Here is a 24,437-nt window from a genome sequence, read left to right on the forward strand (position 1 = left end):
CCGGTGGGGCGACCGCGGTCGATCCGGCCAAGCTAACACCGCGGATCCGGCCGACGCATGCGCCGCGGCCGGTCGCGCGTATTGCGAAACCGTACCGTACCGAGGTGTGATGGGCGCCACGTCGACCCCTTCGCGGGGCCGTGCGCAACGAGGAGTGGGCCACATCCGGCGGGCATGTGACGCAGCCGCCGCCGGGAGAGGGACACTGGGCGCGTGACACGACCCGACCAGTTGCGCCTGCTCGCGGTGCACGCCCATCCGGACGACGAGTCGAGCAAGGGCGCCGCCACGATGGCGAAGTACGTCGCCGAGGGTGTCCGCGTGATGGTGGCCACGGCCACCGGTGGTGAGCGCGGCTCGGTGCTCAACCCGGCGATGGACCGCCCCGAGGTGTGGGAGCGGCTGCCGCAGATCCGCGCCGAGGAGATGGCCAGGGCCCGCGAGATCCTCGGGGTCGAGCAGGAGTTCCTGGGGTTCGTCGACTCCGGGCTGCCCGAGGGTGACCCGTTGCCGCCCCTGCCCGAGGGGTGCTTCGCGCTCGCGCCGATCGAGGAGGCCGCCGCCCCGCTGGTAGCGCTGATCCGGCGCTTCCAGCCGCAGGTGATCACCACCTACGACGAGCGCGGGGGATACCCCCATCCCGACCACATCAAGACCCACGAGATCTCCGTGCACGCCTTCGAGGCGGCCGGCGACCCCGACCGCTACCCCGAGCTGGGTGAGCCCTGGCAGCCGAGCAAGCTCTACTACCACATGAGCTTCACACTGCCCCGGACGAAGGCGCTGCACGAGGCGATCCTCGCCACGGGCGCCGAGTCGCCCTACGCCGAGTGGCTGGAGAAGTGGGATCCCACCCACGACATCTCCCACCGGGTCACCACCCGCGTGCCCTGTGCCGAGTACTTCTCCGTGCGCGATGCAGCCCTGATCGCGCACGCCACCCAGATCGACCCGCTGGGCCGGTGGTTCGCCTGCCCCGTGGAGACCCAGCAGCAGGTGTGGCCCACGGAGGACTACGAGCTGGCGCGCTCGCTGGTCGACGCCACCCTCCCGGAGGACGACCTGTTCGCCGGCATCCGCAGTGAGGTGACCGCCCGATGAGCGCATCCGAGGCGACGGTGAGCGTGCTGGCCGCCGCTCAGCAGCAGCTGCCCGAGGACGTCGGCAAGTCCGGCCCGCTCGGTCTCCTGCTGATGGTGGTGCTGCTCATCGCCGTGGCCTTGCTCGTCCGTTCGATGAGCGGGCACCTGAAGAAGCTGCCGCGCAGCTTCGACCCGGCCGACCGGGAGCCGCAGGTCGAGGTCCCCGACGACCTCTCCGGCCTCTCCGAGGCCCGGCAGGAACCCGGTCAGGAGCTGCTCGACAGCCTCCGGCGGGCGCCGCTGGCGATCGAGCCGCCACGGCGCGACGGCGACGAGCGGGGCGCACAGGCCTGACGGTGCCCCCTCTCCTCCGACGGCTGCTGCTCGCTCCGGTCGCGGTCGTCCTCCTGGCCGGATGCGCCGCTCCCGCGGTGCCGTCGGCCGCCGGTCCGGAGGTCCGCGCGGCGGAACAGGTGTTCGTCGAGGCGCCGGTCGTGGTGCCCGATCCGTCGGGCACCACGGCGACGCTGCAGGTGTCGACCAGCATCGACATGGCCTGCGCGGTGGTGTTCGGGCGGGACGAGTCCCTCGGGGAGGGGATCGCCACGGACGCCGACATGGGCGGCGGCGCCCACGCCGATCACCGGGCGACCATGCGCGGGCTCGAGCCCGGTACGGAGTACTTCTACCGGGTGCAGGGGTCCGGCGCCGACGGCAGCCTCTACCGCAGCGAGCTGATGAGCTTCCGGACCCTGCCGGCGGAGGCCGGCGCGGGTGCCGGCGCCAACGTGGCGCCCGGGGCGGAGGTCGTCGACGTCAGCTCCGAGTTCTCCGACGCCTTCGCGGCGGCCAACGCCGTGGACGGTGACCTGGGCACCGAGTGGTCCAGCAGGGGCGACGGCGACGACGCGTCGATCACCGTGGACCTGGGGCGCGACGTGCGGGTCGGGGGCGTGGCCCTCCGGAGCCGCTCGATGAGCGACGGCTCGTCGGTCGTGGAGACGTTCACCGTCACGGTCGACGGCGGGCAGACCTACGGGCCCTTCGAGGCCGGCGCGGCCGCCGTGGTGAACGAGCTGGACGTCACCGGCCGGGTGCTGCGGATCGATGCGGTGTCGACCACCGGCGGGAACACCGGTGCCGCGGAGATCGAGGTCGTCGAGGCCGCCTGACGGCCGGGTGCGACGGTCCTCCCGCCGACCGTCACCAGCGGTGGCCGATGTCGATCACCAGACGGACGGCCTGCTCGCTCCCCGGCTCGCCCAGCAGCTCGAAGACCCGGAACGGCAGCCGGGCCCGCGTGCCGACGCCCAGGCCGGTCTGGCCCTCGAACGACCCCAGCCACGCGACCTGCTCGACCGTGTCGAAGCCGGCGACCTGCACCGCCTCCGTGCGGTCCGCCGGCAGGAAGGTGGGCCGGCCGGCATCGGCGTAGGACGGCGCGCCCACGAGCACCCGGAGGGCCGCGCCGCCGCGTAGCGGCACCGCGTGGCCGGAGCCGAGTTCGCCGACGGCGTCCACGTAGCGGACGTCGTAGGACGGCGCCCGGTCCGCCGGGCCGCGCAGGTCGACGACGATCCGGTCGAAGCAGGCGTGCCGCCCGGCCCGCACGTCGGTGACCACCAGGTCCCGGGCCGCGGTCCGTTGCGCCTCCGGCAGGGAGGCCCAGACCTGGCCGCAGAACGGTTGGTCGCCGTGGGCGGTGGGCGAGGCGGCGGCGGGGGAGAGGAGCCCGCCGAACGCGAGCACCGCCCCGGACAGCACCGCCAGGGTCCGTCGTCGCAGTCGCTCCATCATCCCTCCAGGGGACTCGCCGGCCGATTCCCGCCCGGTACCCGGGGGGCATCGCTGCTGCAGCACCCGCGGGGATCGTCACCGGACCGTCAACTCACGCTGCGTCACGCCGCGCGGAGGGCGGCCCGGCCGCTGCCCGGACGCCCCGCACACCGCCCTTGACCTGCGCTCGTGACCCCGAGCAACGTGGTGCTCGCTCGGCCGGGCCCGACGACGGGCCCGGAGCGACCGCACGGGGGTGGCCATGGCTCTCTACCTGTACCGATGCGACGAACACGGCATCAGCGAGCGTTCCCTCCCGATGGGCATGGCGGAGCGTCAGGTGGCCTGCCCGTCCTGCGGCTCGCCGGCGGCCCGGGTCTTCACGGCGCCCCGGCTGTCCCTGGGGGACCCGGCCCGGCGGGCCCTGATCGACCGCACCGAGCGCACCCGCGACGAACCGGCGGTGGTGTCCTCCCCGGGCCCCCGGCCCGCCCGGCGCGCCGCCCCGGTGGCGACCAACCCGGCGCTGCGCCGGCTGCCGCGGCCCTGAGCCCGCATCGTCGGTCCGGCCCGAGGAGGGGGCGTCGTCATGGCCAGTGTCGGCCTGCTGTACGTCGGAGCGGTGCTGATCCTCAACGGCCTGATGCTGCTCGGGCGGGTGGACGCCCGGGCCGCCGCGCCGTTGAACTTCTTCGTCGGCGCGCTGCAGGTCATCACGCCGACCTACCTGATCATCACCTCCGGTGGTGACCCCGACACGATCCTCGGGGCGTCGGGCCTCTACCTGTTCGGGTTCACCTACCTGTACGTCGGCTGGAACCTGCTGGGCGACCTCGACGGCACCGGGCTCGGCTGGTTCTCCGCCTTCGTCGCCGCGTCCGCCCTCGTCTTCGCGGGGCTGAACTTCGGTCGGCAGGACGACCCGGCGTTCGGCGTGATCTGGCTGTACTGGGCGGTGCTCTGGGGCCTGTTCTTCGTCGTGCTCGGCCTCAAGAAGGAGGAGTGGACGCGCTTCACCGGCCTGGTCGCCGTGGTCGCCGGCGTGTTCACCGCGGCCGTTCCCGCCTTCATGCTGCTGACCGGGATCTGGGACGACTACCTCACCGAGTCCGCGATCGCGCTCGCCGTCATCTGCCTCGCGTCGCTGGCGTTCTACCCGCGACTCCGGGTGGCCGAGCCGGCCGAGGCGCGGGCGCCCGCCCCCGAGCTGCGCGAGCGGAGGTGAGGCCGCCGCACGGTCCCCGGACGCTCCGTCCGGCCGCCTGAGTCCACGCCGTCCGTCCTGGAGGTACGACATGCCCGAAGTGGTCTACCCGCTCGACTCGTCCAAGAAGTTCACCGACCAGAAGTACGTCGGCCACAACCGCTGGCACCCCGACATCCCGGCGAACGTGACGGTCCGCCCCGGTGACACCTTCCGGGTGGACTGCCGGGAGTGGTTCGACGGCGCCATCCACAACGACGACTCGGCCGACGACGTCCGCGACGCGCCGCTGTCCACGGTCCACTGCCTCAGCGGCCCCTTCCACGTCGAGGGAGCGCAGCCGGGTGACCTGCTGATCGTCGACATCCTCGACCTCGGGCCGATCCCGCAGGAGGACTCCGGACCGCTCGCCGGTCAGGGGTGGGGCTACACCGGCATCTTCGCCAAGCAGAACGGCGGCGGCTTCCTCACCGACCAGTTCCCCGACGCCTACAAGACGATCTGGGACTTCTCCGGCCAGACCGCGACCTCGCGGCACGTGCCCGGGGTCTCCTTCACCGGGATCGTGCACCCCGGCCTGATGGGGACGGCGCCCTCGGCCGAGCTCCTCGCCCGGTGGAACCGCCGCGAGCAGGCGCTGATCGACACCGACCCGGACCGGGTGCCGCCGCTCGCACTGCCCCCGCTGCCCCAGGACGCCATCCTCGGCCGGCTCGAGGGCGGCGAGTACGACCGGGTGGCCGCCGAGGCCGCACGGACGGCGCCCCCCCGGGAGAACGGCGGCAACCAGGACATCAAGAACCTCACCAAGGGCAGCCGGGTGTTCTACCCCGTCTACGTCGACGGCGCGAAGCTGTCCCTCGGCGACCTGCACTTCTCGCAGGGCGACGGCGAGATCACCTTCTGCGGCGCCATCGAGATGGGCGGCTTCATCGACCTGCACGTCGACCTGATCAAGGGCGGCATGGAGACCTACGGCGTCGGCGAGAACGCCATCTTCATGCCCGGCAACGTCGACCCCCGGTACGAGCGCTGGCTGGCGTTCTCCGGCACGTCGGTGACCCTGGACGACGAGCAGCGCTACCTGGACTCGCACCTCTCCTACCAGCGCGCCTGCCTGCACGCGATCGACTACCTGACCAAGTTCGGCTACACCCCCGAACAGGGCTACATGATCCTGGGCGCGGCGCCGATCGAGGGCCGGCTGTCCGGGGTGGTCGACATCCCCAACTCCTGCTCGACGGTCTACCTCCCGACCGGGATCTTCGACTTCGACGTGACCCCGTCGGCGTCGGGCCCGACCCGGATCGACCCGGGGACGGGGGTGCCCAGGTCGAGCTTCTGACCGCCCGGGCCGAGGGGGCAGGTGCTCCGGCGCCGCACCCTCGGCCGGTGGCATAGTCGCGCCGTGGCCGGCTGCTGCGACCCCCGCGGGTGCGACGGGGTGTTCGACCCCCGCTTCGCCCGGCGGAGGGCGGCCCGCTACCGCCGGAAGGGCCTGGACCCGACCGCCCGCCGGATGGTGGACCTGCTCGCCGGGCACGGGGCGCGGGGCGCGACGGTGCTCGAGATCGGCGGCGGGGTCGGCGAGATCGGCCTCGAGCTGCTGCGGCGCGGTGCCGCGTCGGTGACGAACCTGGAGCTGTCGCCGGCCTACGAGGCCGAGGCCGCGGCGCTCGCCGAGGAGGCCGGCGTGGCCGGCCGGGTGCACCGCCGCCTGGTGGACATCGCCGTGGACCCGGCCGAGGTCGAGCCGGCCGACATCGTCGTGCTGCACCGGGTGGTGTGCTGCTACCCCGACCACGCGAGGCTGCTCGGCGCCGCCGCCGGCCACGCCCGCCGCCGGCTGGTCCTCAGCCATCCGCCGCGGAACCCGGTGTCGCGGACGGTGGTCGCGACGCAGAACCTGCTGCTCCGCGCCGCCGGCCGGGACTTCCGCACGTTCGCGCACCCGCCGGCCGCGATGCTGGCAGTGCTCGCCGACCACGGCCTGCACCTGACCGACGTCCACCGCGGCCCGGTCTGGCAGATCGCCGCCGTCGCCCGCTGAGCCGGGCGGGGTCCGGCGACCGCGCCTACGGTCGGGTCATGTCGCTGACGCTCGGCACCGGACCGCTCGCCCGACCCTCGACGGGGCAGCTGAACGCCGACCTGTGGTCGGTCGCCCCCGCGCACGCGCTCTACCTGCACCCGGTCCAGGAACGCATCCGCGGCGTGCTCGGCGGGCGCACCGTCGTGGACACCACCGGCGCGATGCTGCTGCACGAGACCGGGTTGCTGCCGCGCTGGTACCTGCCCGGGACCGACGTGGCTCCCGGCCTGCTGCAGCCGAGCCCGACCCGCACGACCTGCCCGTTCAAGGGTGAGGCCCGGTACTGGCACCTGGAGGTCGGCGGCTCCCGCGTGGAGGACGCCGCCTGGTCCTACCCCGACCCGGTGGCCGGCTGCCCGCCGCTGGCCGGGCTGGTCTCCTTCTACCTGGAGCGGCTGGACACCTGGTACGTCGAGGAGGAGGAGCTGCTGGGCCATCCGCGCGACCCGTTCCACCGGGTCGACGCCCGGCGCTCCGAACGCCACGTCGTCGTCCGCATCGGCGGCGAGGTGGTCGCCGAGACCCGCACCCCGGTGGGGGTCTTCGAGACCGGCCTGCCGGTGCGCTGGTACGTGCCGGAGGCGGACGTGCGCGACGGCGTCCTCGAGCCCAGCGACACCACCTCGGTCTGCCCGTACAAGGGCATGGCGAGCTACGAGCACGCGACCGTGGGCGGGCGGCGGTACGACGACGTGGCGTGGCGCTACCGGGAGCCGCTGCTGGAGGCGCTGCCGGCCGCCGGCCACCGGTGCTTCGACGGTGACGACGTGGAGGTGCAGGTCTCCGTCTGACGCGGGGTCAGGTGAGCTGCCCGGCGAGGTCGGTCAGGCCGGTGGCGCGCAGCGACGGCGGGGTGAACGACTCCGGGTACGGCGTCCCGGCGCGGTCGATCCACGCGGTGCCGAGGCCCGCGCGGGCGGCGCCGTCGATGTCCCAGGGGTGGACGGCCACGAGCAGCATGTCGGCCGGGTCGGTGCCGCACGTCCGCGCGGCGTACTCGTAGGCGGCGCGGGCCGGCTTCCAGATCCCGGCGTCCTCCACCGACAGCAGCGCCTCGAAGCGGTCGCGGATGCCGGCGTCGGTCAGCAGCCGATCCGCCACCTGCGCCGAACCGTTCGACAGGGTGACCAGGCGCCGGCCCGACCCGCGCAGCGCGCGGATCCCGTCGGGCACGTCGGGGTGGACGGGCAGCTGCCCGAAACCGCCCATGACATGGTCGACGGCGCCGTCGAGGTCCCGGTCGAGGTCGACCCCGCGCAGCACCGTGCGGAGCGCATCGGCGCCGAGCCCGGCGAAGGGGCGCGAGGCGCCGACGGCGGTCAGGGCGAAACCGTCGCGCAGCAGCGAGGCGAACCACAGCGTCGCCAGGTGCGCGGGCGCGCCGACGTCGGTGAACCGCCCGGCCATCGGGCTCATGTCGGAGAGGGTCTCGTTGACGTCGAAGACGATCACGGTCGGCGAGCTGGTCATCGGCATGCCTGATCTGTGAGACGGGGGGCGGCCCGTGACATGCCCGCCCCGGCCAGGCCCGACTCCTCGGTCGGGATCCGGTCGGGCGCCGCGCCGGACCGTCGTCCGCTCAGGGCGCAGCGAGCACCCTTCCGTCCGCCCCTCGATCGACTTACCATGTAACCCTGTAATCAGCTGCGTCCACGGAGGTCGCCATGCATGCCCACCGATTCGCCGATGCACCGTTCGGCCCCGGGTTCCGCCGCGGGCGGGGCCGTGGGGCCGGAGGCCGGGGTGCCGAGGCACCGCCCCCGGTCGAGCGCACCGAGGTCGCCGGCTGGTTCGCCGGCCGGCTTTCCGACGACTGGTTCACCGGGCCGGTCGAGCTGACCGTCGACCGGGACGAGATCACCGTCGTCGGCACGCTGCCCGAGCCCTCGGCCGGGGACGGTGACCCGGCCGCCGCCCGGTCCGGCCGGATCGCCCGGTTCCGGGAGGAGACGCGGGGTCAGCGGATGGCGGTCGCCGACGCCGCGCAGGAGCGCTACGGCCGGTCGGTGGCCTGGGGTGCGGTGTGCGGGGACACGCGGGAGCTGTTCACCACCCTGTCGGTGCCGGTGATGACCCGCCTGCGGCAGCCCGAGCGGCTGGTGCTCGACACCCTGGTCGACGCCGGCGTCGCCCGTTCCCGGTCGGAGGCGCTCGCCTGGGCGGTCCGCCTGGTCGGGCAGCACGCCGACGAGTGGCTCACCGAGCTGCGGGACGCCATGGCCTCGGTCGAGGAGGTCCGTGCCCGGGGGCCCCAGGTCGGCTGACCGCGGGTCCCGGCCGCCAGGGACACTGGGCCGGTGACCCTCGCCCCCGTGCCCGCCGCGACGGACGTCCTCGTGGTCGGCGCCGGGCCGGCCGGCTCCGCCGCCGCCGCGTGGGCCGCCCGTGCGGGCCACGACGTGGTGCTCGCCGACGCGGCGGTCTTCCCCCGCGACAAGACCTGTGGTGACGGGCTGACCCCGCGCGCGATCGCCGAGCTGGACCACCTGGGGCTGGGCGACTGGGCCCGGTCGAAGGCGCGCAACCGCGGGCTGCGCGCGGCCGGTTTCGGGCGGGAGTGGGAGCTGCCGTGGCCCGGGGGAGCCTTCCCCGACCACGGCAGCGCCGTGCCCCGCACCGAGCTCGACGCCCGCATCCGGCAGGTGGCGCTCGACTCCGGGACGGTGGCCGCCGACGGCGTCCGGGCCGTGGACGTGGAGCGCGACGGCGACCGGGTCACCGGAGTGGTGCTCGAGCACGCCGACGAGACGCGCTCGACGGTCGCCTGCCGGCGGCTGGTCGTCGCCGACGGCGTGCGGTCCCCGCTCGGGCGGGTGCTGGGCCGGGAGTGGCACCGCGACACCGCCTACGGCGTGGCCGCCCGCGGGTACATGACCTCCGGCCGCGGCGACGACGAGTGGATCTCCTCCCACCTGGAGCTGCGGGGTGCCGAGGGGGAGCTGCTGTCGGGCTACGGCTGGGTGTTCCCGCTGGGGGCGGAGGCCGGCGAGGTGAACATCGGGGTGGGCACCCTGGCCACCGCCCGCCGTCCGGCCGGCGTGCAACTCAAGGCGCTGCTGGAGACCTACGCCGCCGCCCGCCGCGAGGAGTGGCGGCTCGACGGCGACGTCCGCCTGCCGGCCTCGGCGCTGCTGCCCATGGGCGGGGCGGTGTCCGGCGTCGCGGGGCGCAACTGGGCGCTGGTCGGCGACGCGGCCGGCTGCGTCAACCCGCTCAACGGCGAGGGGATCGACTACGGCCTCGAGACCGGCCGCACGATCGCCGGGATGCTGGACGAGGACGACTGGTCGGCGGCCTGGCCGGCGACCCTGCGCCGGCACTACGGGGACGCGTTCTCGATCGCCCGGCGGCTGGCCGGGCTGCTCACCGTCCCGCGCTTCCTGCCCGCCGCCGGCCCGGTCGGCATGCGCTCCCGCGCGCTGATGACCGTGGCGCTGCGGGTCATGGGCAATCTCGTCACCGACGAGGACCGCGATCTGACGGCCCGGCTGTGGCGGCTCGCCGGCCGGGCGTCGGTGCGGCTCGACGAGCGCCCGCCCTTCCCGGCTGCCGATCTCCGCCGCGCCTGAGCGCACCGCCGTACCGTCGCCGAGAAGGTGGCCTGGGTCACACTTGTGGGGTTACCGTCGAACCGGGAGCTCCCCGGTTCCTGCGGTCGTCCTCCCGGGCACCGGCCGTCGACGTCAGGAGTGCCTCGTGCAGTCCCGCCGAGCCCTCGCCCTGCTCGCAGCTCCGGCGCTCCTCGCCGCCACGGCCTGCGGCGCCCCGGGAGCGGCGGCGGCCCCCACCCCGGTCGCCGGCGCACCGGCCGAGGAGGCCGGGGTGCGGGTGGCCGGCGTCGGCTCGGCTGCCGGCGTCCCTGACGTCCTGCGCGTCATGGTGGCCGTGGAGTCCACGGCGCCGACGGTGGAGCAGGCGCTGCAGGATGCCGACGCCGCGGCCCGTCGGGTGCTCGACGCGCTGGCCGACCTGGGCGTGGCCGAGCGCGACGTCCAGACGGTGGACCTGCAGCTGCACTCCCGATCCCGCCCGGACGGTGAGCAGGCGGACGGCTACGTCGCCCGGCAGACCCTCGCGGTCACGCTGCGCGACCTCGAGGAGGCCGGTGCGACGATCGGCGCGGCCGTCGAGGCCGGTGGGGAGGCCGCGCGGCTGCAGGGCCTGACGTTCGCGCTGGAGGACGACACCGCCCTGCGCGAGCAGGCCCGCGACGAGGCCTTCGCCGACGCCCGGCGCGTCGCCGAGCAGTACGCGGAGCTCGCCGGCCGGGAGCTCGGCCGCCTCGTCTCGGTGGAGGAGCAGGCCGAGGCCGCCGGGCCGGGCCCCGTGCCGCTGGCCGAGACGGCCGACGCCGGGTCGGTTCCGCTGGCCCCGGGCACCACCGAGGTCACGGTCACCGCCCACGTGCGGTGGGCGCTGGAGTGAGGCCGCGACCTCAGCCGACGAAGGGGCTGTTGTACACCGCGAAATAGACGGCGATGTAGTGGCAGATCGCCGCGACGACGGTCATCGCGTGGAAGACCTCGTGGTACCCGAACGTCCCGGGCCAGGGGTTGGGCTTCTTGATGCCGTAGGCGACGCCGCCGAAGGTGTAGAGCACGCCGCCGACGGCGAGCAGCACGAGCGAGGCGACTCCGGCGATCTGCAGGATGTCGGTGAGGATGAAGACCGCGACCCAGCCGAGGCCGATGTAGAGCGGCACGCCGAGCCAGCGCGGCGCCGTCGGCCAGGTCATCTTGAGGCCGACGCCGGCCAGGGCGCCGGCCCAGACCCCGGCCAGCACCCAGAGGCCGGTGGGCTGGTCGACGGCCAGCAGCGCGAACGGCGTGTAGGTGCCGGCGATGAACAGGAAGATCATCGAGTGGTCGAGCCGCTTCATGATCTTCCAGCCGCGGGGCGACCAGCGGCGGCGGTGGTACAGCGCGCTGATGCCGAACAGGCCGCAGATGGTCAGGCAGTAGATCACCACCGGCCAGCCGGCCCGGGCCCCCTGCGCGAAGGCCAGCGGGATGAGCACGGCGCCGGCGACGATCGCGCCGAAGAACGAGAAGAGGTGGATCCAGCCGCGCATCCGGGGCCGGGTGTCGGGGTGGTCCCAGTCGGGGTCGTCGAAGTCGGCGGCGTCCCAGGTCTGCTGGACCCGTTCGCCCTCGTCGACGACGGCGGTGATCGCCTCCCGGGCCGGAGCCTCCAGCTCCGCACCGTCGGACTCCACCCGGACTGGTCGGTCGTGGTGGGGTGAGACGCTCATGCTCCGAGGCTACGGAGCCGTAGGTTGTGCGTCATCCGGAAGACCTGTGAGCTTCCTGCCAGCTCTGCCGGCCGTGCGGGCGCGACGGGCCGCCGCGCTCCGGGCCGACCGGGGGCGCGGGGCCTAGGGTGACCGCCGTGGGCGTGCGTCGGAAGGTCCGTGAGGCGCTCATCCAGGTGTACGAGCGCCGGCTGGCCCACGCGCTCGTCGACGCGGACGTCCCCCGCCACGTCGGTGTGATCATGGACGGCAACCGCCGGTGGGCGCGCGCGATCGGCCTGGAGGACGTCGCCCACGGTCATCGGCGCGGTGCGGACAAGATCGTCGACCTGCTGGGCTGGTGCGACGACGCCGGGGTCGCGGTGGTGACGCTGTTCATGCTGTCCACCGACAACCTGCGCCGGCCCGAGTCGGAGCTCAGCGCGCTGCTGCGCATCATCGAGGACGTCGCCGTCGACCTGTCCCGCCCCGGGCGGCCCTGGAAGGTGCGGCAGATGGGCGCGCCCGAGCTCCTGCCGGCGGAGACCGTCGCGGTGCTGAAGCAGGCCGAGGAGGACACCTGCGACCGTGCCGGGGCGACGGTCAACCTCGCCGTCGGCTACGGCGGCCGCCGGGAGATCGCTGACGCGGTCCGCTCGCTGCTGACCGAGCACGCCGCCCGCGGCACCTCGCTGGAGGAACTGGTGGAGGTGCTCGACGTCGAGCACATCGCCGAGCACCTCTACACCCGGGGCCAGCCGGACCCCGACCTGGTGATCCGCACCAGCGGGGAGCAACGGATGTCGGGATTCCTGCTCTGGCAGACGGCCAACGCGGAGTTCCACTTCACCGACGTCTACTGGCCCGACTTCCGGCGGATCGACTTCCTGCGCGCCCTGCGCGACTACTCCGCGCGGCACCGGCGCTTCGGCGGGTAGCCGGGGGAGTGCTCGGGGGAGCGGGTGCGGCTGCGAAACTGCCTCCATGACCGCAGCAGGCCTCGACATCGCCCTCGAGTACGTGCGGCTCGGGCTGCGCTTCGACCGCCTGGAGCCCGGTTTCGTCGACGCCTACACCGGCGATCCGCGGGTCCGGGCGCAGGTCCTGGACGAGCCGGCCCCCACTCCGCAGCAGCTGCGGGACCGGGCCCGCCGGCTGCTGCGCGAGCTCGATGCGGCCGGCCTGCCCGAGGACCGCGCCGGTTTCCTGCGGGGCCAGCTCACCGGCCTGGAGTGCAGCGCCCGGAAGATGAGTGGGGAGCCGGTCGGCTTCGTCGACGAGGTGCGCAGCTACTTCCAGGTCGACGTCGGGCTGGGGGACGAGGCCGCCTACGCCGCCGCGCACGCCGACCTCGACGCGCTGCTGCCGGGCGACGGCACGCTGGCCGAGCGGTACGCGGCGCACCGGCGCCGGGAGGAGTGCCCGCCCGACCGGCTGGAGACCGCGGTACAGGCGCTGTCGAGCGCACTGCGCGACCGGGTCCGTGGGCAGTACGGCCTGCCGGAGTCCGAGACGGTGCGCTACGAGGTCGTCACGGACAAGCCGTGGTCGGGGTTCAACTACTACGAGGGCGACTTCCGCTCGCGGGTGGCCATCAACGCCGACCTGCCGCACCGGCTCTCCCAGCTGCCGCACCTGGTGGCGCACGAGTCCTACCCGGGTCACCACACCGAGCACTGCCGCAAGGAGCGCGGTCTCGTCGAGCGGTCGGGGCGGCTGGAGCACACGGTCTTCCTGGTCAACACCCCCGAATGCCTGATGGCGGAGGGGCTGGCCGACCTCGGCGTCCCGGCGGCGATCGGGGACGGCTGGGGCGCGTGGTCGGCGGAGATCCTCGGTGACCTGGGGCTGCGGTTCGACGGTGACCTGGCCGAGCGGATCGCGACGGCGGCCGCGCCGCTGAACCGGGTGCGCCAGGACGCCGCGGTGCTGCTGCACGACCGCGGAGCCGACGCCGACGAGGTCGGCGCCTACCTCCAGCGGTGGGCGTTGGTCAGCCCCGAGCGGGCCCGCCAGCAGATCCGCTTCCTCACCGACCCGCTGTGGCGGGCCTACATCTCGACCTACGTCGAGGGCTACGACCTGCTCTCGCGGTGGCTGACCGCCCGCCCGGCGGCCCAGCCGGTCGCCGACCGTTTCGTCCGCCTGCTCGACGAGCCGCTCACGCCGCAGCGGGTCGCCGCCGAGCTCGGGGACGGCTGAGCGGTGGGCGCCCGGACCCCGGCACGGGCCCGGTTCCTGGGGCTGTGGACCGCGGGCTGGCTGGCGCTCTTCCTGATCGTCGGCATGGTCCGGTTCGGCGATCCGTCGGTGCAGTGGCCGGTGCTGGTCGTGCCGCTCCTGTGGGCGCTGGTCGCGCTCCGGCCGCGGCGCGCGGCACGGGACTCCCGGCCCGCCCGGGCACGGCCCGAGCCGGCAGGAGGACCGGCCGACGACGAGTGGGCCGACGAGTGGGCCGAGGCCGACCGGTGGCCGGACGAGGACCCGCGGTGGCCGCCGCCGGGCGCGCGTACCGACACGGTGGAGCGCCCGGCGCTGCGCCGCCGGGACGACGGGCCGCGGGACCGGTGGTGACCACCGGCGGCGCGCGCGGGTTCCGCCGTCGGTCGAGCTGACCGGGCCGGTGGGATCGCTGGTGCGGGTGAGGCTTCCGGGTGACACGCACCCCTCGATGTGGGTTGCCCGTCACGCGGATGTCACCCCCTGCGCCTAGCGTCCGCGGTGAACGGCGAGCTGCCCTCGCCGTTCACGGGAGGCCCGGTTGGTGCGACTGCGTTCGTCGACCAGAGGGGGCCGGTGCCCGGCCCCTGTGCCGGGACCCGGCCACCTTCGAGCCGGGGCGCGCCGCGCCCCACGGGAGCCGATCCGTGACCACTCGCCGCACGTTCGTCCTCGACACCTCCGTCCTGCTCTCCGACCCCGGGGCGCTGCTGCGCTTCGGTGACGCCGACGTGGTGCTGCCGCTCGTCGTCATCGGGGAGCTGGAGGACAAGCGCAACCACCCCGAGCTCGGCTGGTTCGCCCGGCAGGCGCTGCGCATCCTCGACGACCTGCGGGTGGCCCACGGCCGCCTGGACGCCCCGGTGCCGATCGGCGGGGACGGGGGCACGCTGCACGTCGAGCTGAACCACAGCGACCCCTCGGCGCTGCCGGCCGGCTTCCGCAACGACAGCAACGACAGCCGGATCATGGTGGTGGCGCTCAACCTGCGCGCCGAGGGCAGGGACGTCTGCCTGATCACCAAGGACGTCCCGCTGCGGGTGAAGGCGGCCGCGGTCGGCCTGGACACCGACGAGTACCGGGCGCACGACGCGGTCGACGCCGGGTGGACGGGCATGGCGGAGCTGTCGCTCGACGACGCGGAGCTCGGTGAGCTCTACGACGCCGGGGAGGCCTTCCTGCCGGCCGCCGCCGAGCTGCCGACGCACACCGGGCTGGTGCTGCTCTCCTCGCGCGGTTCGGCCCTGGGCCGGGTGCTGCCCGACAAGAAGGTGCGGCTGGTGCGCGGTGACCGCGAGGCGTTCGGGCTGCACGGTCGTTCGGCCGAGCAGCGGGTGGCCCTCGACCTGCTGCTCGACCCGGAGATCGGGATCGTCTCCCTCGGTGGCCGGGCCGGCACCGGCAAGTCGGCGCTGGCCCTCTGCGCGGGGCTCGAGTCGGTGATGGAACGGCGGGCGCACAAGAAAGTGGTCATCTTCCGGCCGCTGTACGCCGTCGGCGGGCAGGAGCTCGGCTACCTGCCCGGCGGGGAGGGCGAGAAGATGTCGCCCTGGGCCCAGGCGGTCTACGACACCCTGGGCGCGCTGGTCTCGCCGGCGGTGCTCGACGAGATCGCCGACCGCGGGCTGATCGAGGTCCTGCCGCTCACCCACATCCGCGGTCGGTCGCTGCACGACTCCTTCGTGATCGTCGACGAGGCGCAGTCGCTGGAGCGGGGCGTCCTGCTCACGGTCCTGTCCCGGCTGGGCAGCAACTCGCGCGTGGTGCTCACCCACGACGTCGCGCAGCGGGACAACCTGCGGGTGGGCCGGCACGACGGCGTCACGGCGGTGATCGAGAAGCTCAAGGGGCACGTGCTGTTCGCCCACGTGACGCTGACCCGGTCCGAGCGCTCGCAGATCGCCGCGCTGGTCACCGAGATGCTCGAGGACCTCCCGCTCTGACCTGCCTGATCACCCCCGCGCTCTGGGGGTGTTCCTCGCGCTCCCGGGCTTCTGCAGGACTGCCCGAGCACGAGCAACACCCCCAGAGCGCCGTCGTCCACAAGCGGCGGCTCCGTCCACGGAATCGCTCCGGCGATCGCTCGGCGGGCTACGGTCGACGCACGGTCGACGCATGTCCGAGCTGCCTGCCGTGCCCTCCGTCGTCCTGCGCCGCGAAGCCCTCGCCGAGGGGTGGGACGACGACGAACTGGCGCGAGCCGTGCGTTCGGGGGAACTGACCCGGTTGCGGCGCGGCGCCTACGTCGACGCCGTTCTCCCCGCCGAGCCCGCCGCACGCCACGCGTTGCTGGTGGAGGCGACCCTCGCGGGGCTGCGCCGGCCCTGCGTGGTCAGCCACCAGTCGGCCGCGGTCCTGCTGGGGCTGCCGTTGTGGGATGTTCCGCTCGATCGTGTCCACGTGACCCGATCTCCCGGCGCGTGGAGCGACCGGAGCCGGGTGCTGCGCTGTCACGTCGCGCGTATCCGCGACGACGAGGTCGTCGACGTCGCCGGTGTGCCGGTCACCGGCCCGGTCCGCACGATGCTCGACCTGGCGCGTTCACTGCCGCACGAGGCCGCCGTCGTCGCGCTGGACGCCGCCCTGCACCAGGGCCGGCTGTCGCACGACACCCTGCGCGCGCGGCTGTGCGACATCGTCGGGAGCCCCGGGTCGCGGAGCGCCGCACGCGTGGTCGCCGCCGCGGACGGGCGCAGCGAGAGCGTGGGCGAGAGCCGGAGCCGGGTGATCCTCCAGCGCTGGCAGCTGGTTCCCTCGGCGCTGCAGTTCGAGGTCCGGTCCGGCAACGGCGCTCTGGTGGCTCGAACGGATTTCGCATGGGAGGACGCGCGGCTGGTGGGCGAGTTCGACGGCCGGGTGAAGTACGGCCGGCTGCTGGGCGTGGGACAGGAGCCCGGCGATGCCGTGTTCGCCGAGAAACGCCGGGAGGACGCCGTCCGCGACGAGCGGTGGGACGTGGTGCGCTGGGTGTGGGCGGAGCTCGCAGCGCCGCACCGCCTCGCCGCCAAGGTGCGGAGGGCCCACGAACGGGCGAGCCGCCGGCTGACGTGACGGCTCTGGGGGTGCTGCGCGTGCTCGGCGAGTCCTGCAGGACCCGGCGAGCACGAGGAACACCCAAGGAGGAGCCGGTCGATCAGGCGTCCGCGTCGGCCGGTGGCTCGGTCGGTGTGCGGCGCGTGGGCCTGGCCGCCGGCTTCGGCGGGGTGGTGACGGCCCGCAGCAGCGCGACGACGCCCCAGCCGGCGGCCAGGCACCACGGCAGCCGGCTCACCACCTCCTCGGTGGTGAAGTCCCCGCGCACCCCCAGGGCGAGCACGGGCACGGCCAGCAGGAACCCGACGAGGAGCACGTCCCAGCGGAACGGGCTCATGCCGACGGGCTGTCCAGGCGCTCGCAGAGCAGCGACGCCCAGCGGTGCGGGGTCGCGCGAACGCCGTCGAGGAGGGCCACGGGGACGGTCAGCCGCTGCAGCACGGCGGCCGGGTCGGCGCTGAGGTCGGTGTCCTGGACGATGAGCGCGTCGACCCGGGCCAGGCCGTCGAGCCACACCTCGAGGTCCTCCGGCTTGCGGGTCGCCTCGACGACGGCCCACACCGCGACCGGGGCCCAGATGGCCAGCATCTGGGCCATCCAGTAGGCGTCGCTGCGCAGCGGCGCGTCGACGGCGACGATGGTCACCGTGCCCGCGCTGGCCGCCTCCTGACGCCGGTCGATCGCGGCGTCGATCGTCGTCATCCGGCTGCCCTTCGGGGCCAGGCCGGCGAGGTCACCCCGGGTCGCCCACTGCACCCGGTCGGGATCCAGCCGCAGCGACGCCGACAGGGAACGCGCGGCGCGCAGCGTCTCGACGCCCGGGCCGACGACGAACAGGACGTCACCGGCGCCGCTGGGCAGCTCGGGTACCTCGGGCAGCCGGTCGGCCAGCGCGCGGGTGAGGGCCGCGTACGTCCCGTCGGCCTCGATCCGGGCGACGACGTCGTCCCCGAGCAGCTCCTGCGGCACCCCCAGTGCGGTCAGCCGGGCGACCACCTCGTCGGGCGTCCGCACGCCGACGGCAGTGGGCGCGGGCGCGGTGGCCGGCTCGTCGGCGTCGTCGAGCTCCGGGGCCTCCGGCAGGTCGTCGGAGGCCATGAGCGGCCCGACCGGCAGGCGCGTGACGGTCGCCAGCGTGCGGGTCACCGGGGGTGACGGCACCGGCGCGTCGACCGTCTCGGCCCCGTCCACCGCGTCGACGGTGTCCGCCGGAGCGGACGTGGTGGTGTCCTCCGGGGTGCGCGCCGACGGCGGGACGGCGGGCCGGGACGACGGCGGCACCGGCGGGAGGCCGCGGCCGCGGGAACCGGGCAGCGGCGGCAGCAGGGAGATCCGCGGCATGACGGTGGTCGCGTCGAGCGACATGGTCATGGGGGCGGGGTCGCTGGCGGTCCGGGCGAGCATCGGCGCCACCTCGGCGACCTCGGCGACGTCGGTCACCCCGGTCACCCCGGTCACCTCGGTCGCCTCGGTCGCCTCGGCGGCATCGGCGACGGGAGCTTCGGCCGCCTCGTCCAGCTGGAGGGGCGCGAGCAGCTCGGCGAGCTCCTCGGGTTCGGTCACCGACGCCGCGTCGAGGGCCGGCTGGGCCGGGGCGCCGACCTCGGCGACCGCGGGCTCGTCGGCGACCGCCGGTTCGGCGTCGTCGGCCGGCGCGGGCGACTCGACGGACGCCGGCACCGGGGCCTGCGCCGCGCCGGTGCCGAACAGCGTCGACGGAGCGGGGTCACCGAGGGCCACCTCGGCCCAGATCGGAGCGTCGGCGTGGGCAGCGGCGGGCTCGTCCCCGGCGAGCGGCTCGCCCCACAGCGTGACGGAGGCGGCCGGGGCGACCGGCGTCTCGCGGGGCACGGCGGGTACGGCCGGTGCGGGAGCGCCGAACAGGGAGTGGTTGGCCGGGAGCGCCGACTCGACGGTGGCGGGCCCGGGGAGCAGCGACTCGGCGGCAGCCGGTTCGGCCACGAACCACTCGGCGGCAGCCGGCTCGACGAACGGCTCGTCCACGAACAGCTCGTCCACGAACAGCTCGTCCACGGACAGCTCGGCGACGACAGGCTCGGCCATGAACAGCTCGGCGACGACCGGCTCGGCGGCGGGTTCGCTCGCCGGCGGCAGGACGGCGACGGGCTCGGGCACGAACGGCTCGGGCACCGACTCGGCGGCGATCGGCTCGGCGAGCACCTCCTGGGGCGAGTCGCCCGCGAGCATCTTGCGGAGGATCCCCGCCAGCGCGTCGTCGGAGTGTCCCTGCGCCAGGGCGGAGCGGAGCACCTCGGCGATCTCCTCCTGCCGGGTCGACGGCGACGGCTCGGGGACCTCCGGACGGTCGGCCCAGGCGGGCAGGTCGAGCGGCCCGGCCGTGGTCGTGGTGCAGGTGTCGGCCTGATCTCTCACCGGGGGGTCCTCCTGGTGCACGGCTCGTGACCGCATCGACGTGTCTGCTGAACCGAGGGCCGCGGCCAATGACGGCCGGGATGCCGGTGCGTCCCACCTGGCGGCGGGGATGTCGTGGTCCCGGTCGGCGGGCAGCCCGGCCGGCTCGTCCAGTGCCTGGGCGACGGCCTGCCGGACGTCGCGGTCGCCGGACACCATGCGGGCCAGCGCCGCGGTGAACGGGGACGGAGCGGCCGGGGCCTCGGTCGCGTCCTCGGCGTCCGGCGCCGCGGGCTCGGGCAGCGCCGTGCGCCGGGGAGCCTGCGGGACCGTCGCGCGGGTGGCCGTCGGGAAGGTGGCGCGCGGGAACGAGGCGGGGCCGTAGCCGGTGGCGGGGGCCGCCGGAGCCGGGGGAGCGGACGGGACGGGTGCCGCCGGGACCTCCGTCACCGGCGCGGCCGGCGCCGCGTCGAGCAGACCGGCCAGCTCGTCGAGCCGCGCGTCGTCCACGGCCGGCCGGGGCGCCGCCCAGCCCGTGGCGCGGGGTGCGGCGGTCCGGCCGGCGCCCGGGGAGGAGGTCGTGCCGGCGCTGGACCGGGCGGCCTCCGCGGCCCAGGCGGCGGCCCCGTTGCGGGACGGCGCGGTCGCGCGGGCGCGCGCGGGCGCGGCGGAGGCCAGCGGGGAGTCGTACGACGCCGCGGTCGTGACCGGGAGGGAACCGGTCGAGGGGGCAGGGACCCCGGGGCGCGCGAACTGGTCGGGCGCCACCTCGGCGATGTAGCGCTCGGTCGCGAAGAAGCCCAGCACGCCGCCGGACCGCACCCGGCGCACGCCGACCACGCGGGCGTGCGGTCCGAACTGCTCGCGCGCGGCGGCGATTGCGTCGTCGCGAGAGGCCGCCTCAACGGATCGCAACGGCACCGCTCACCACTCCCAGCGTCTCGATCTGGGCTGTCCGGGACACCTCCGCGTAGGAGATGACGGGAAGCCGGGGAAGGATCTGGCGCATCAGGCGCGCGAGGGCGGCGCGGACCTGCGGAGAGCAGACGAGGACGGGCGAGAGGCCCGAGCGCTCGGCGTCCTCGAGCAGGCCGCTGCAGCCGTGGACGAGGGCGTCCACCGTGCCGGCGTCGAGCGCCAGGACGGCGCCGGCCTCGGTCTGGCGGACGGCCTCCAGCAGCCGCTGCTCGAACCCGGGCTCGAGCGTGAACACGTGCAGGCGCTCGTCCGGCGTGACGTACGGCTGGCTGATCGCCGAACCGAGCGCCGTCCGGGCCGCCTCGACGAGGCCGTCGAGGTCGGTCGAGTGCTTGGCACGTACAGAGAGTGCCTCGAAGATGCGGACCAGGTCGCGGATCGACACACCCTCGCCGAGCAACGCGTGCAACACGCGTTGCACCTCTCCCAGGGTGAGCAGCGCAGGGGTCAGTTCCTCGACGACGACGGGGTGCGAGCGGCGCACCATCTCCACGAGCAGACGGACGTCCTCGCGACCGAGGAGGTCCGCGGCGTTCTGCCGGACGACCTCGGCCAGGTGCGTGGTGATGACCGACGAACGATCGACGACGGTCGCGCCGGCCATCTCGGCGGCGCGCTGCAGCTCGGCCGGCACCCACTTGGCCGCCAGGCCGAACACCGGTTCGCGGGTGGGCCTGCCCGGCAGGCCGTCCAGACCGTCGCCGATGGCCAGCACGGTGCCCGCGGGGGAGCTGCCCTTGGCCACGGGGACACCGTTGAGCCAGATCACGTACTGCGACGACGGGAGCTCGAGGTTGTCGCGGGTGCGCACCAGGGGGATCACCAGACCGGTCTCCATGGCGACCTTCCGGCGCAGTGCCTTGACCCGGTCGAGCAGGTCGCCGCCGCGGGCGGTGTCGACCAGGTCGACGAGGTCGAAGGCGACCTCGAGCTCCAGCGGGTCGACCCGCATCTTCTCGGCGATCGCCTCGGGCGAGTCGGGCGCCGGCTCGAGCTCGGCGGCGGCCGCGGCGGCCTCGGCGTCCTCGTCGACCTCCGGCTCGTCGGTCAGGCGCGCGGCCATCAGGAGGAAGGCGACGCCGATGATGAAGAACGGCAGCTTCGGCAGGCCGGGGAGGAAGCAGAGGGCCAGCGCCGCGCCGCCGGCGATCCGCACCGGCTGCTTGAAGCGCCCGAGCTGGGCCAGCAGGTCGGTGCCCATGTCGCCCTCGGTGGCCGAGCGCGTGACGATGATGCCGGTCGCGGTGGACAGCAGCAGGGCCGGGATCATGGAGACCAGGCCGTCACCCACGGTCAGCAGCGAGAACGTGGAGACGGCCTCGCCGGGCGCCATGCCGCGCTGCATGACCCCGATCGCGAACCCGCCGATGAGGTTCACCAGCGTGACGACGATGCCGGCGATCGCGTCGCCCTTGACGAACTTGCTGGCGCCGTCCATCGACCCGTAGAAGTCGGCCTCGGCGGTGACCTCGTGGCGGCGCCTGCGGGCCTGCGCCTCGTTGATCAGCCCGGCGTTCAGGTCGGCGTCGATGGCCATCTGCTTGCCGGGCATGGCGTCGAGGGTGAAGCGGGCCCCGACCTCCGCCACGCGGCCGGCACCGTTGGTGATGACCACGAACTGCACGATCGTGAGGATGAGGAAGACGACCAGGCCGACGATCAGCGAGCCGCCGATCACGAAGTGCCCGAAGGCCTCGATGACCTTGCCGGCGTAGCCGTCGGTGAGGACCAGGCGGGTGGACGAGACGTTCAGCGAGAGGCGGAACAGCGTCGCGACGAGCAGCAGCGACGGGAAGACCGCGAAGTCCAGCGGCTTCCTGATCTGCATGGCGACCAGCAGGATCAGCAGCGAGACGGTGATGTTGAGCCCGAGCAGCAGGTCCAGCAGCGCGGCCGGCAGGGGCACGACCAGCATGAGGACGATCGACACGACGCCGATCGGGACGGCGGCCTTCCCCAGGCCCTTCACTGGCCCATCCCGGGCGGGCACGACGGTCGACGGCTCACCCCCTGTTCATCGGCAGGGCGGAGGGCAGCCGGTACCGGCGCGCGCCGCCGTCCTCCCTCACCGTGCGGCGTCCTCCCTCGCCGTCCACCGTGAGGGAGGACGCGCCATGATCAGGGAACCTGATCATGGCCGGCCCCCGCGGAGATCAGGCGGCGGTGGGGGTCCGGCGTCGGCCGGCCTTGGGCAGCCCGGTGGTGTCCGGGGCCTCGAACCCGGGGCGGTGGAACCCGCCACGCACGCCGCGCGCGTCCAGGTGCATGACGAAGGCCAGCACGCGCGCGACCGCCGTGAACAGCTGCGGCGGGACCTCCTGGCCGAGTTCGCAGGAGGCGTGCAGCGCCCGGGCCAGGGGGACGTCCTGGACGAGCGGGACGCGGGCCTCCGTGGCCTTCTCCCGCAGCTTCGCCGCGACCGCCCCAGCACCCTTGGCCACCACGCGCGGCGCGCCCTTGGCGGCGTCGTACTTGAGCGCGACGGCGACGTGCGTCGGATTGACCAGCAGGACGTCGGCCTCGGCGACCTCGCTCATCATCCGGTTGCGCGACATCGCCATCTGCACCCCGCGGCGGTGCGCCTTCATGTACGGGTCGCCCTCGGCCTGCTTGTGCTCCTGCTGGATCTCGTACTTGCTCATCCTGAGCTGCTTCATCATCTTCTTGCGCACGACGACGTAGTCGGCGACGGCCAGGACCAGGCCGGTGACCGCGACGACGCGGAACATCAGGATCGCCGAGTCGGTGAACGTGGCCGCCACGGCCGAGAGCGGCAGCGCGCCCGCGGAGGACACCAGCGCCTGCGCCCGTTCACTGGTGATGATGACGACCGTCCCGAGGGCGGCGGTCTTGATCAGCGCCTTCGCCGTCTCCCAGAGGCCCTGGGTGCCGAACATCCGCTTGATGCCGGGGAACGGGTTGAGCTTCTTCAGCGTGGGCTTCATCGGCTTGCCCGTCACGTGCACGCCGCCCTGGGCCGCCGACGAGACGACCCCCACGAGCATCATCGCGATCGCGGTCGGGAGCAGCGTCGTCAGGAAGGCCATCAGCGCCTTGCCCAGCAGCGCGGTGACCGAGGAGGCCTCGGGGTGCTTCACCACCGAGCCCACGTGCACGAACAGCTGCTGCACCGCCTCGAAGGCGTTCTCCACCAGCATCGGCAGCAGCCCGCTGGCGGCCGCGACGCCCAGCCAGGTGCCCAGCTCCTGGGTCCGCGGGATCTGCCCGTCCTTGCGCGCCTTCTTCAGGCGCTGGGGAGTGGGCTGCTCGGTCTTCTCACCACCGGGACCGTCCTTGGCCATCAGGCCGCCGTCCGATCAGCCATCAGCCGCTGCGCAGGGAGATCATGGCCCGGGCGCCGTGCTCGAGCAGGCTGTCCAGGGCCGGGGGGAGCAGGGGGAAGGTGAGGCCCAGCATCGCCAGGGTCAGCATGATCTTCACCGGGAAACCGAGGGAGAAGACGTTGAGGGCGGGCGCGGCCCGGCTGAGCAGGGCCAGTGCGACGTCGGCGAGCAGCAGCACCGCGACCATGGGCCCGGCGATCTGCAGCGCGGCGAGGAACATCATGGAGAAGGCGGTGATGAGCACCACGGCCAGCTGGTCGGTGGGTACGTCACCGCCCACGGGGAGCCCCTCGTAGGAGGTCGCGAAACCCTTGACCATCAGCAGGTGCCCGCCGCTGGTGAACAGCAGCGTGGTGGCCAGCAGGTAGTGCAGCTTGCCCAGCGAGCTGTTCTGCGTCATCGACAGCGGGTCGTAGCCCGGCTGCAGCGAGAAGCCACCGGCGACGTCGAGGATGTCGCCGGCCATCTGCACCGCCGTGAACAGCACCTGCACGACGAAGCCGAGGCCGGCCCCGATGACGACCTCGGTCACGGCGGCGACCAGGAGGAACCCGGCGGTCGGCTCGGGCAGCGTGGCGGCGATCTGGGTGGACAGCAGGACCGCCAGCGCCAGGGCCAGGGCGCCCTTGACCGCCCCCGGGATGACCCGGGAGTTGAACGGCGGGGCCAGCAGGACGAAGCCGGCGGCACGCGCCGTACCGAGGAGGAGGGCGGCGAGGGTGACCGCCGGGACCGAGAGGTCCACGGCGCTACGTCCGGTCGAGCAGCGCCGGCAGCTGGTCGAACAGGGCGTGGGTGAAGCTGACCAGCTCGGAGAGCACCCAGTTCCCGGTGACCAGCAGGGCGATGGCGACGGCGATCATCTTGGGGACGAAGGAGAGCGTGGCCTCCTGGATCTGGGTCGCGGCCTGGAACAGCGAGATCAGGAAGCCCACGAGCAGCGCGGTCAGCAGGATCGGCGCGGCGACCTTCGCGGCGATCATCATCGTCTGCGCCGCGATGTCGGTGACGTCGGCGTCGCTCATCGCTCGACTCCGGACTCGTTCCGCTCCTCGGTCGCTGTCCCCCGCAAGCGGGAGGTGCCCCCAGCCTGGAGCGATGCTCG

Annotated in this window: 25 protein-coding genes; 16 read left to right on the plus strand and 9 right to left on the minus strand. The window is 74.2% G+C overall.

Translation table 11 applies throughout. The annotated features are described in order from the left end of the window. Window positions 1-213: 213 nt before the first annotated feature. From mca to ABDB74_RS03480, 3 genes are read left to right on the plus strand one after another with little or no spacing between them, the layout of a single operon-like run. The gene (mca, locus tag ABDB74_RS03470; RefSeq protein WP_346621778.1) at window positions 214-1,101 is read left to right on the plus strand and encodes a mycothiol conjugate amidase Mca; all 888 of its coding nucleotides are present in this window, start codon (window positions 214-216) and stop codon (window positions 1,099-1,101) included. Further along, entirely contained in the window at window positions 1,098-1,436 is a 339-nt protein-coding gene (locus ABDB74_RS03475; RefSeq protein ID WP_346621780.1) for a hypothetical protein, read from the plus strand. Before mca ends, ABDB74_RS03475 begins: the two co-directional genes overlap by 4 nt. Before the next feature lie 2 nt (window positions 1,437-1,438). Next, the gene (locus tag ABDB74_RS03480; protein ID WP_346621782.1) at window positions 1,439-2,254 is read left to right on the plus strand and encodes a discoidin domain-containing protein; all 816 of its coding nucleotides are present in this window, start codon (window positions 1,439-1,441) and stop codon (window positions 2,252-2,254) included. A 31-nt stretch (window positions 2,255-2,285) separates the two neighbouring features. On the opposite strand, the gene ABDB74_RS03485 is transcribed toward ABDB74_RS03480, so the two are convergent. Beyond that, window positions 2,286-2,879 (minus strand): hypothetical protein, encoded by a 594-nt coding sequence (locus ABDB74_RS03485; protein WP_346621784.1) that lies wholly within the window; start codon window positions 2,877-2,879, stop codon window positions 2,286-2,288. A gap of 241 nt (window positions 2,880-3,120) precedes the next feature. Between ABDB74_RS03485 and ABDB74_RS03490 the strand changes: the two genes are divergently transcribed. The 5 genes from ABDB74_RS03490 to ABDB74_RS03510 all read left to right on the plus strand — a co-directional run bounded on the left by ABDB74_RS03490 (window position 3,121) and on the right by ABDB74_RS03510 (window position 6,945). Next, complete coding sequence (locus tag ABDB74_RS03490) at window positions 3,121-3,408, plus strand: zinc ribbon domain-containing protein (RefSeq protein ID WP_346621786.1); 288 nt, start codon at window positions 3,121-3,123, stop codon at window positions 3,406-3,408. A gap of 39 nt (window positions 3,409-3,447) precedes the next feature. Further along, window positions 3,448-4,083, plus strand: coding sequence for an AmiS/UreI family transporter (locus tag ABDB74_RS03495; RefSeq protein WP_346621787.1), 636 nt, complete (start codon window positions 3,448-3,450; stop codon window positions 4,081-4,083). 70 nt (window positions 4,084-4,153) lie between these two features. Continuing rightward, window positions 4,154-5,407 (plus strand): formamidase, encoded by a 1,254-nt coding sequence (fmdA, locus tag ABDB74_RS03500; RefSeq protein ID WP_346621789.1) that lies wholly within the window; start codon window positions 4,154-4,156, stop codon window positions 5,405-5,407. A 99-nt stretch (window positions 5,408-5,506) separates the two neighbouring features. After that, complete coding sequence (locus ABDB74_RS03505) at window positions 5,507-6,112, plus strand: methyltransferase domain-containing protein (protein ID WP_346621790.1); 606 nt, start codon at window positions 5,507-5,509, stop codon at window positions 6,110-6,112. Window positions 6,113-6,150: 38 nt separating this feature from the next. Then, window positions 6,151-6,945 (plus strand): DUF427 domain-containing protein, encoded by a 795-nt coding sequence (locus ABDB74_RS03510; RefSeq protein WP_346621791.1) that lies wholly within the window; start codon window positions 6,151-6,153, stop codon window positions 6,943-6,945. Window positions 6,946-6,952: 7 nt separating this feature from the next. Here the strand turns inward: ABDB74_RS03510 and ABDB74_RS03515 are convergent, their stop codons facing one another. Continuing rightward, window positions 6,953-7,624, minus strand: a complete 672-nt coding sequence (locus tag ABDB74_RS03515) for a haloacid dehalogenase type II (protein ID WP_346621792.1) — start codon at window positions 7,622-7,624, stop codon at window positions 6,953-6,955. A gap of 194 nt (window positions 7,625-7,818) precedes the next feature. Between ABDB74_RS03515 and ABDB74_RS03520 the strand changes: the two genes are divergently transcribed. The 3 genes from ABDB74_RS03520 to ABDB74_RS03530 all read left to right on the plus strand — a co-directional run bounded on the left by ABDB74_RS03520 (window position 7,819) and on the right by ABDB74_RS03530 (window position 10,579). Further along, on the plus strand, window positions 7,819-8,418 hold the full coding sequence (locus ABDB74_RS03520) for a hypothetical protein (protein WP_346621794.1): 600 nt from the start codon (window positions 7,819-7,821) through the stop codon (window positions 8,416-8,418). A gap of 33 nt (window positions 8,419-8,451) precedes the next feature. Further along, window positions 8,452-9,723 (plus strand): geranylgeranyl reductase family protein, encoded by a 1,272-nt coding sequence (locus ABDB74_RS03525; RefSeq protein ID WP_346621795.1) that lies wholly within the window; start codon window positions 8,452-8,454, stop codon window positions 9,721-9,723. Between the two features lie 127 nt (window positions 9,724-9,850). Continuing rightward, complete coding sequence (locus tag ABDB74_RS03530) at window positions 9,851-10,579, plus strand: SIMPL domain-containing protein (protein ID WP_346621797.1); 729 nt, start codon at window positions 9,851-9,853, stop codon at window positions 10,577-10,579. A 10-nt stretch (window positions 10,580-10,589) separates the two neighbouring features. On the opposite strand, the gene ABDB74_RS03535 is transcribed toward ABDB74_RS03530, so the two are convergent. Further along, complete coding sequence (locus ABDB74_RS03535; RefSeq protein ID WP_346621799.1) at window positions 10,590-11,405, minus strand: hemolysin III family protein; 816 nt, start codon at window positions 11,403-11,405, stop codon at window positions 10,590-10,592. Window positions 11,406-11,542: 137 nt separating this feature from the next. Here ABDB74_RS03535 and ABDB74_RS03540 point away from each other — a divergent pair, with 137 nt between their 5' ends. The 5 genes from ABDB74_RS03540 to ABDB74_RS03560 all read left to right on the plus strand — a co-directional run bounded on the left by ABDB74_RS03540 (window position 11,543) and on the right by ABDB74_RS03560 (window position 16,655). Beyond that, window positions 11,543-12,322, plus strand: coding sequence for an isoprenyl transferase (locus ABDB74_RS03540; protein ID WP_346621800.1), 780 nt, complete (start codon window positions 11,543-11,545; stop codon window positions 12,320-12,322). 46 nt (window positions 12,323-12,368) lie between these two features. Then, window positions 12,369-13,586: a DUF885 domain-containing protein gene (locus ABDB74_RS03545; RefSeq protein WP_346621802.1), complete on the plus strand. Its 1,218-nt coding sequence runs from the start codon at window positions 12,369-12,371 to the stop codon at window positions 13,584-13,586. Window positions 13,587-13,589: 3 nt separating this feature from the next. Then, window positions 13,590-13,958, plus strand: a complete 369-nt coding sequence (locus ABDB74_RS03550; RefSeq protein WP_346621804.1) for a hypothetical protein — start codon at window positions 13,590-13,592, stop codon at window positions 13,956-13,958. Between the two features lie 293 nt (window positions 13,959-14,251). Next, window positions 14,252-15,547, plus strand: coding sequence for a PhoH family protein (locus ABDB74_RS03555; protein WP_346621805.1), 1,296 nt, complete (start codon window positions 14,252-14,254; stop codon window positions 15,545-15,547). Window positions 15,548-15,719: 172 nt separating this feature from the next. Then, window positions 15,720-16,655, plus strand: a complete 936-nt coding sequence (locus tag ABDB74_RS03560; RefSeq protein WP_346621807.1) for a type IV toxin-antitoxin system AbiEi family antitoxin domain-containing protein — start codon at window positions 15,720-15,722, stop codon at window positions 16,653-16,655. Between the two features lie 82 nt (window positions 16,656-16,737). Here ABDB74_RS03560 and ABDB74_RS03565 read toward each other — a convergent pair whose 3' ends face one another. The 6 genes from ABDB74_RS03565 to fliQ all read right to left on the minus strand — a co-directional run bounded on the left by ABDB74_RS03565 (window position 16,738) and on the right by fliQ (window position 24,357). Continuing rightward, window positions 16,738-16,974, minus strand: coding sequence for a hypothetical protein (locus ABDB74_RS03565; RefSeq protein WP_346621809.1), 237 nt, complete (start codon window positions 16,972-16,974; stop codon window positions 16,738-16,740). After that, window positions 16,971-19,931: a hypothetical protein gene (locus tag ABDB74_RS03570; RefSeq protein ID WP_346621811.1), complete on the minus strand. Its 2,961-nt coding sequence runs from the start codon at window positions 19,929-19,931 to the stop codon at window positions 16,971-16,973. The genes ABDB74_RS03565 and ABDB74_RS03570 overlap by 4 nt, the downstream gene beginning before the upstream one ends. Next, window positions 19,912-21,957, minus strand: a complete 2,046-nt coding sequence (gene flhA / locus ABDB74_RS03575; RefSeq protein ID WP_346621812.1) for a flagellar biosynthesis protein FlhA — start codon at window positions 21,955-21,957, stop codon at window positions 19,912-19,914. The genes ABDB74_RS03570 and flhA overlap by 20 nt, the downstream gene beginning before the upstream one ends. A 184-nt stretch (window positions 21,958-22,141) precedes the next feature. Then, window positions 22,142-23,290, minus strand: a complete 1,149-nt coding sequence (locus tag ABDB74_RS03580) for an EscU/YscU/HrcU family type III secretion system export apparatus switch protein (RefSeq protein WP_346621814.1) — start codon at window positions 23,288-23,290, stop codon at window positions 22,142-22,144. A gap of 22 nt (window positions 23,291-23,312) precedes the next feature. Continuing rightward, window positions 23,313-24,077 (minus strand): flagellar biosynthetic protein FliR, encoded by a 765-nt coding sequence (gene fliR / locus ABDB74_RS03585; protein ID WP_346621816.1) that lies wholly within the window; start codon window positions 24,075-24,077, stop codon window positions 23,313-23,315. A 4-nt stretch (window positions 24,078-24,081) separates the two neighbouring features. Beyond that, window positions 24,082-24,357, minus strand: a complete 276-nt coding sequence (fliQ, locus tag ABDB74_RS03590; RefSeq protein WP_346621818.1) for a flagellar biosynthesis protein FliQ — start codon at window positions 24,355-24,357, stop codon at window positions 24,082-24,084. Window positions 24,358-24,437 lie beyond the last annotated feature (80 nt).

It is taken from the genome of Blastococcus sp. HT6-4 (assembly GCF_039679125.1).
In the GTDB taxonomy this organism is placed as follows: Bacteria; Actinomycetota; Actinomycetes; order Mycobacteriales; family Geodermatophilaceae; genus Blastococcus; species Blastococcus montanus.